Source organism: Herpetosiphon llansteffanensis, assembly GCF_003205875.1.
Lineage (GTDB): Bacteria > Chloroflexota > Chloroflexia > Chloroflexales > Herpetosiphonaceae > Herpetosiphon > Herpetosiphon llansteffanensis.
Map to the genome: position 1 here is coordinate 1 of NZ_PUBZ01000031.1, position 1,532 is coordinate 1,532.

2 protein-coding genes are annotated in these 1,532 nt (G+C 50.7%); both read left to right on the forward strand.

Annotated features, from left to right (window positions below; translation table 11 throughout):
- Window positions 1-201 precede the first annotated feature (201 nt).
- Window positions 202-1,266: a type III polyketide synthase gene (locus C5S61_RS01845; RefSeq protein WP_164689165.1), complete on the forward strand. Its 1,065-nt coding sequence runs from the start codon at window positions 202-204 to the stop codon at window positions 1,264-1,266.
- A 14-nt stretch (window positions 1,267-1,280) separates the two neighbouring features.
- Window positions 1,281-1,487 (forward strand): exodeoxyribonuclease VII small subunit, encoded by a 207-nt coding sequence (gene xseB / locus C5S61_RS01850; protein ID WP_110513421.1) that lies wholly within the window; start codon window positions 1,281-1,283, stop codon window positions 1,485-1,487.
- The last annotated feature ends 45 nt before the right edge of the window (window positions 1,488-1,532 follow it).

Genomic DNA, 1,532 nt, shown 5'->3' on the forward strand with positions numbered 1-1,532 from the left:
TTTTAACGCAGCGGCGCAGAGAAGGTATGGCTATGGGCTGTTGGCTGTAGGCTTTGGGGCTTTTGATTTTTGACTTTTGATTTTATCTTTATGCTTTATGTTCTATGCTCTATGCTCTATGTTCTGGTCTAGCCCATGCTATAGTTAAACAGCCAACTGCTTCAGCCGATAAGCAGCAGCCACTAGTAGATAGGAACGATGATGCCACGAATCCAAGCAATTGGGCTAGGCGTGCCACAATATTGCGTGCCTCAACGAGCAGTGCAAGATATGGTTGCCCAACGCTTTGCCGCAGCTTTTCCCGAAATTCAGCGCTACCTGACGATCTTTCGCCATGCCCAAATTGATACTCGCTACTTGGTACGCCCATTGGAATGGTGGCACGAACCACGCAGTTTTGCAGAATGCAACGCGGTGTTTATTGAGGCAGCTCTCGATTTGAGTTGCCAAGCGATTGAAGCATGTTTACAGCCGCTTGATCTTACACCCAACGATATTGACCATATTGTGGTTGTCACGACCACTGGGCTAGCAGCTCCCAGCCTTGATGCCTTGCTGATGCAGCGGCTTGGCATGCGACCTCAAACGCGGCGCACGCCAATTTGGGGCTTGGGCTGTGCTGGTGGCTTGGGGGGCCTCAACACGGCCTTCGATTATTTGCGCGCTGAGCCAACCCAGCGCGTGTTGTTGCTCAATGTTGAATTTTGCTCGCTGACCTATCTCGCCGATGATTTTTCAAAACGCAATTTGATTGCCACCTCGTTGTTTGGCGATGGCGTAACGGCGGTATTATTAGAGGGCGATCAGGTAAATCCGCGTAATCAAGCCTTTGGCGAGATTGTCGCAACCCGTAGCCATCTCTACCCCGATAGCGCCGAAATTATGGGCTGGAATATCGTCAATTCAGGCTTTGAAGTCGTGTTCTCATCACGAATTCCCTCGATTGTACGCGAGCAGTTTCGGCCTTTGCTGGATGAATTTCTGGCCCAGCATGGCCTCAATCAAGCAGATCTGGGGCGCTATTTGCTCCACCCAGGCGGAGCCAAAGTTGTGCAAGCCTACCAAGAATCGTTGCAGCTCAGCGATGCCGATTTGGCAGTTTCGCGTGATGTGTTGCGCACTTATGGCAATATGTCTTCAGCGACGATTTTCTTTGTGCTGCAACAAGCCTTAGCTGCCAAACCGCTCGCGAAAGACGAATTTGGCTTGCTCGCGGTGTTTGGGCCAGGCTTTAGTGCTGAATTGGGATTAATTCGCGGCGTGTAAAAAGGAGACTATTTATGCCAACCAATCAAGCATATGAAACGGTATTTCATGAGCTAGAGCAAACCGTCAATGCCTTGGAAGCAGGCGATTTGCCCTTAGAACAAGCCTTGAGCCATTACGAACGCGGCATGGCGCTTGCAGCCCAGTGCAATCAGTTGCTGCAAAACGCCGAGTTGCGCGTTCAACAAATTATCAATGGCCAGTTGGTTTCAGTCGACTAGGGGTGAGGGATGAGGGGTCAGGGGCTGTCTCTTATACACAGCTGA

Excerpts from the sequence above, each read along its gene's own strand:
- xseB (WP_110513421.1), top strand. The coding sequence starts at position 1,281 with ATGCCAACCAATCAAGCATATGAAACGGTATTTCATGAGCTAGAGCAA.
- C5S61_RS01845 (WP_164689165.1), top strand. The coding sequence starts at position 202 with ATGCCACGAATCCAAGCAATTGGGCTAGGCGTGCCACAATATTGCGTG.